This is a genomic window from Microcoleus sp. AR_TQ3_B6, from assembly GCF_036702785.1.
Classification (GTDB): Bacteria; Cyanobacteriota; Cyanobacteriia; order Cyanobacteriales; family Microcoleaceae; genus Microcoleus.
In genome coordinates this window covers 1-5,267 of the sequence record NZ_JAUBVJ010000177.1, presented here as the reverse complement: position 1 = coordinate 5,267, position 5,267 = coordinate 1, and the positions used below count along the sequence as shown (strand labels likewise).

At 45.9% G+C, this 5,267-nt stretch carries 4 protein-coding genes; 2 read left to right on the top strand and 2 right to left on the bottom strand.

Annotation, left to right across the window (positions count from 1 at the left end; genetic code table 11):
* Positions 1-40: 40 nt before the first annotated feature.
* Positions 41-571 carry a hypothetical protein gene (locus QUB56_RS36185; protein ID WP_332961183.1) on the bottom strand — a complete coding sequence of 177 codons (531 nt, stop codon included), beginning with the start codon at positions 569-571 and terminating at the stop codon, positions 41-43.
* A 384-nt stretch (positions 572-955) separates the two neighbouring features.
* A complete protein-coding gene (locus QUB56_RS36180) occupies positions 956-2,902 on the bottom strand; it encodes an ATP-binding protein (protein WP_332961182.1) in 1,947 nt (648 codons plus the stop codon).
* Positions 2,903-3,264: 362 nt separating this feature from the next.
* Between QUB56_RS36180 and QUB56_RS36175 the strand changes: the two genes are divergently transcribed.
* Both QUB56_RS36175 and QUB56_RS36170 read left to right on the top strand, forming a co-directional pair.
* The gene (locus tag QUB56_RS36175) at positions 3,265-3,417 is read left to right on the top strand and encodes a hypothetical protein (protein ID WP_332961181.1); all 153 of its coding nucleotides are present in this window, start codon (positions 3,265-3,267) and stop codon (positions 3,415-3,417) included.
* A gap of 86 nt (positions 3,418-3,503) precedes the next feature.
* Positions 3,504-5,135 carry a GTP-binding protein gene (locus QUB56_RS36170; protein ID WP_332961180.1) on the top strand — a complete coding sequence of 544 codons (1,632 nt, stop codon included), beginning with the start codon at positions 3,504-3,506 and terminating at the stop codon, positions 5,133-5,135.
* Positions 5,136-5,267: the final 132 nt, after the last annotated feature.

Below are 5,267 nucleotides of genomic sequence, written 5' to 3'. Positions count from 1 at the left end.
GTGTCCATCCGCTGATATCTGCGGTTAAAAATTGCCCAAATTAACTGCGCTGATTCAAAAAGCGACTTGCCATCGAAATTGTGTCAGTAATATCTACGTCGCCGTCTCCATCTGCATCTAAAAATGTATTCAAAACGGGATTGCTACCCTGGGCGGGGTTTTGGGCGTTGCTGCCGGTTTTTAGCAAATTCAGCACCAGGGGCACCAAAACAGGTATCATCGCCTGCACTGTGGCGTTATTCAAACCGGTTCTTTGGGCGATATCGGCTACTATCTGTGTCAGTTGGCCGGCTCCGAACAAACTCTGTACCGCTTGCGGATTGGGATTTGTGCCGCTAAATTGGTTGACAATTTGTTGAGCTTGTGCGTCTCCGGACTGCGATCGCACGTCTTGCAATGCCGATCGCACGTATCCGCCCAAAACCGACATTGCTAGCTGAGTCGTGCCTGTATTGACGCCCTGGCTGCCGCTCAACTGCTCTACCGCACCGAGAATGTTGCCCAACTGATTGGGACTTGCTTCTTGGTTGGGATCGTCGATCGCGCTCAAAATTTGGTCAAATAGTCCCATAATTTTTGCTCCCTACAGTTGTTGCTCAACTTGAAATTATAGCAACTCCTGTTTTTTAAGATTGCGGAAAATAGTTTTGAGTTGGTATTATCACTCCTCTAGTGGCGTAGCGACAGCCAGTCAATCGATTTTAGATTTGAGATTTTAGATTTTAGATTGACCCCACGGATCAATGCGGGGGCTTGAGGATTTTCGATTTGAGATTTGGGATTGATTCCACGGATAAATCCGCGGGCTTGTAAGCTGTTGCGGCATTTAAATAGAATGTCAACAAACAATTCGCCGTCTTGTGGGGTGGGTGTCTCGCCCGCCCTGAATATGCAATTTAAATGCGTGACAGCTTACCACCTTTGAAATTCGCTTGTCAGTAAGCCATCTCAAAACTCATGATTTTTTATTTTTTACAATTCCTCTCACCTCGGACTTGGTTTGCCCATTCCCGTTGTAGAGGGAATTAGATTCGCGAGTAATTTGAGGTTTTGACAGCGGATTTGGCTTTAAATTCTCCTGCTTAATCGGCAGGGCTATCCCAAATTCCGTCCCGGTTCCTACCTCAGACCAAAAGTTAATCGTCCCCCCGTGTTTCTTCACGATAATTTGGCGGCCGATGGTCAATCCCAAACCAGTACCTACACCTCTCGGTTTAGTCGTAAAGAATGTTTCAAACAATTTTTCTTGAGTGGCGGCAGGTATTCCCATACCGTTATCGGAAATTCGCACTATCACTGAGTCCTCGTCCAAGTATTCTGTAGTAATCACAATCCTAGGCGAAAAATTAGGTGATTGCTGTTTGATTGACTCCGAAGCCGATTGTTGTTTCGCCTCCTCCGAGCTGGTTTTCTCCATTGTTGCTCTCTCTTCCACAGCATCTAGTGCATTGTTCAGAATGTTCACAAATACCTGGTAAAGCAAACCCATATAGCCTTCAATATTCGGAATGTTCCCGTAATTGCGCACCACTTCAATGCCCTGTTTGACTCGGCTGTTGAGCATCAGCAAACTGCTGTCTATGCAGGCGTGCAAATCGACGGAATTAGGGGTCGCATCGTCGAGGCGAGAAAAATCTTTCAAACTTAAGATAATAGCTTTGGCTCTTTCAGCACCCATTTGCATTGAGTCAAATATTTTCATCAAATCTTCTTTGAGAAAATCGATGTCTATTTCTTCGGCTTTGGCGCTCACTGCGGCGGGTTGCGGGTTGGGGATTTCTGTTTCGTAAGTTTTGAGCAAATCTAAAATATCTTCAACGTAAGTTCGGGCTGGGTCGATATTGGCATAGATAAAATTGATTGGGTTGTTAACTTCGTGAGCAACACCGGCTAACATCCGCCCCAAAGTTGCCATTTTCTCATTTTGAAGTATCTGGCTTTCTTGTTCAGATTTCAATTCTTTTAGCAAGTGATTTACTTTCTGAATCAGTTGATTCAGCGAAGCTGCCAATACTCCTACTTCATCGGTGCTGGTAACTGGTGCTTGCAACTGAAAATTAGATTCTTCAGTCACTCGCTGAGCAATTTTAGTTACAGCGGCCAGGGGTTTGGCGATCGCCTGACTGGTGAAGCCCGCCAGCAGTGCTGCAACGACGATCGACAGTGCCATGCTACCAAAAATTATTTGCTCCCGCAGCGCCTGCGCTCGCTGCAGCGCCTCCCGCCCTGCATCTTCTTGCTCTTGGGCGCGATCGATAATTTCTGCTATATCATTGACCGCCCTATCCAGTTGCAACGCAATTTTATCTCGCTCTAAATTCGACAGCAACTTGAGTTTAACACTTTTTCGATCGGGTGTTTTGGGCAAATTCTTGATTTTTTTATTAACGGTTTCTAGCTGGTAAATGTAATTAGAAAGTATCGGAGCGTAAGTTTTTTTAAAGCTTTGTAAGCCTTCTATCTGTTCCTGCCTGTTTTTCAGAGTTTTAACTTCAGATACGGCAAACTTTAAACTGTAAATATTGTTTTGTAGCTGTTGGTATTTCCTGTCAAATATTTGGGGCTGTTCGAGCCAGTAAATCATCCATTTTTGGCTGTTTTGCGTCCGCAGTAAAGCTACCTGCAACTTATTTAAAAGCTGACTTTCTCGATCGATGTGTACTTGATTATTAGTTATTTGATAGTAATGATTGCCCGCCAACATCCCGACAGCCGTTCCCCCAATCGCAACACCAAGAGCTAGTGCGTACCCACGGCAGATTTTGTCTTGAATACTGAGGTTGCCGCATAAACGGGCTATGTGAGCGAAATAATTGGGCTTTGGTGGCTGGCTCTGTTGGATGTTAGGCTCGCAAGAGGTAGAGAGTTCTTGTGAAGGCTGGTTCAGATGTTTGATATGCATAAATGCGAACCTGTGAATAATTCACGCACTGACAATTCAGTTTAACTTAACTCGCGCCTCATTTGAGAGAACCGCATAGATACTTAATTTGATGATTTTTGTGAATAAGGACGCTTTTACCCTGCCTAAAAAACCAGGTTTCTCGTTACCGCTTTCGGATCTTCCAAAACGCACTTACGTTAATAAACCGGGTTTCTGGGTACTTAATGTGATATTTTATTATTAATGAAAAAATATTGCTCGACTCGCGATCGAATAAATCGCCGAATAAATAAGTAGGTAGATGCAAATCAGCCAGCCTGCACTTTGGGGGGGCGATTCCCTACGGCATAGCTACGCTTCACGGCTGTATTTGAGTAGTCGTGCCAGCTACAATTGCCGACTCGGGGGCGATCGCAGTTGTCCGTCTGCACCCGCTACCACTAAAAGCCCGCAAATCGCGCCCGCAGTCGGACAGAATCGGGATTTGCCCGATCGCGCAGTACGATCGGGCGCTTCGCCATTTTAGATTTTAGATTTTAGATTTTAGATTTGCAATCACTGATGACTATCGGCGTAATGTAAAAATCAAAGTATAACCCTTTTATTTGCCGCTTTCCTCATGCCTTTGCCGCGCCTGTTAACCTTAATTGCTGCTTTCTGCCTCGCCCTGGGGCTGATTATTGGGCTGGTGAGTTCCTTAACTGGGCTTTACAGTCAAGTTGCGTGGTCTGCTTCGCCGCTGCTGGCTAATTTGCTGATTTTCCTGATAATTGTACTTTTGGCAACGCTAATTTTTGCGCTGTTTTACTATTTTAGGCTGCTGCAACGTCCTCAGAAAGTTAAGGGAAAACGGGCGATTAATCCGAAGGTTCCTGTTGTCAAAAGTGAAGCTGCTTCGGAAAATCTCAAAGCAATCAGGCAGCAAGTCGATCGCATTCAAGATGAAGTAGCGCGGCAAGCTTTGCTGTTGAGAGCCCGCGAAATTGAAGCTAGCATGGCCCGCGGCAGCGTTCGAGTAGTTGTTTTCGGCACCGGTTCTGCGGGCAAAACTTCCGCTGTCAATGCGCTGGTGGGCCGGATGGCGGGACAGGTGGGCGCGCCGATGGGAACTACCTCCGTTGGGGAAACTTACACTCTGAAATTGAAAGGAATCGATCGAGAATTAGCAATTACTGATACCCCAGGCATTTTGGAAGCCGGAGTAGCGGGAACCTATAGAGAGGAATTGGCAAGGCAGTTGGCGGCCAGGGCAGATTTGATCTTATTTGTTTTGGACGGCGATTTGCGCAAATCCGAGTACGAACCGCTGCGGGCTTTGGCGGAAATTGGCAAAAGGTCGATCGTGGTTTTTAATAAAGTTGACCTTTATCCCGACAGCGACAGAGATGAAATTCTCGCTCAACTGCGGCAGCGAGTTAAAGGTTTTGTATCAGCAATGGATGTAGTCGCCATTAGCGCCAATCCGCCAAAAGTTGTACTAGAAGACGGCACAATTTTTCAGCCAGACCCGGATATTATGCCATTAATTCGGCGCATCGCTGCGATTTTGCGAGCCGAAGGCGAAGACTTAATTGCGGACAATATTTTGCTGCAATCTCAGCACTTGGGAGACCAAGCGCGCAAGTTAATTGACGCTCAAAGGCGACGCCAAGCTGATAAGGCAGTAGAGCGATTTCAGTGGATAGGAGCCGGAGTAATTGCCGTAACGCCTTTGCCAGTTGTGGATTTACTGGCGACAGCAGCAGTTAACGCTCAAATGGTAGTAGAAATTGCCAAGATTTACGGCTGCGAATTAAATATCGATCGCGCGAAAGAATTGGCCTTATCTCTAGCAAAAACCCTAGCAAGTTTGGGAATAGTTGAAGGGGTAATTCAAGTAGTATCAAGGGCGCTGCAGTTAAGCGTAGCCGGGTTTGTACTTGGCAAAGCAATTCAAGCAGTCAGCGCGGCTTATTTAACCAGAATTGCCGGTAAAAGTTTTATTGAATATTTCCGCCACGACCAAGATTGGGGCGATGGTGGCATCGCCGAAGTCGTGCAAAGGCAGTTTCAGTTAAATAGGAAAGACGAGTTTGTAAAAGCATTTGTCAAAGATGCGATCGCCCGCGTTGTCGAACCTCTGAACATCTATCAGCAAGAATCGGAACCCGAAGTAGAAATGTCAGCAGAAATAGAACCAGAACCCTTGTATCAGTCGCCGCCCTACGAAGATTGGGAAACTTACAGCAACAAACCAAAGGATGACTGGTAATGAGTCATCAGTCATTAGTCATTAGTTGTTAGTCATTAGTTATTGTATCGTGTCCGCTGACAAGCGAATTTCAAAGGTGGTACCCGCCACGTGATTTATCCGTGGAATCAATCCCAAATCGATTTTCGAAAA